Annotated in this window: 1 protein-coding gene; it reads right to left on the minus strand. The window is 46.6% G+C overall.

The window, feature by feature from the left end; genetic code table 11:
- Positions 1 to 47 precede the first annotated feature (47 nt).
- On the minus strand, positions 48 to 419 hold the full coding sequence (locus D7V80_RS41615; protein WP_147447420.1) for a hypothetical protein: 372 nt from the start codon (positions 417 to 419) through the stop codon (positions 48 to 50).
- Positions 420 to 431 lie beyond the last annotated feature (12 nt).

Consider the following 431-nt stretch of genomic DNA (forward strand, 5'->3'; position numbering starts at 1 on the left):
GCATAACGTTAAACTCTTCGTCGCAGTACATCGAATGCTTTTCCATGCTATCCAGTTATTTCCTGGCACGCACCACGATCACGGATGTAATTATCCACTGCGCTCTGCACTTCAGGTTCCAAGTCATTGATCTTCTGAGTCAAACGATCTGACTCCGCATAGTCACCCTCTGAAATTGCTTTGAGACCATCAGAAACCAAGTCTCTGACCTGCGCCTGAACCGAGTTTAAGTTGTAAGAACTCTTGATAAAGTTCCTGCACGGTGTCATATTAACCGTGGTTGTAGATTCAGAAGGGCTGCAAAACGCTACACCAAGAAGTATGCCAACGAGAATACCGACCGCAGCAGCAATCAACCAGAATGGCCGCTTCTTCTGCTCCGGTAATGGCTGAGGGGCAACTGAATAATAACTCGACATAGCGAACTACTT

The organism is Corallococcus sp. CA054B (genome assembly GCF_003611625.1).
GTDB classification, from domain to species: domain Bacteria; phylum Myxococcota; class Myxococcia; order Myxococcales; family Myxococcaceae; genus Corallococcus; species Corallococcus coralloides.

What these genes read in the sequence shown, in the direction of transcription:
- D7V80_RS41615 (WP_147447420.1), bottom strand. Translation starts at nt 419, where the DNA reads ATGTCGAGTTATTATTCAGTTGCCCCTCAGCCATTACCGGAGCAGAAG.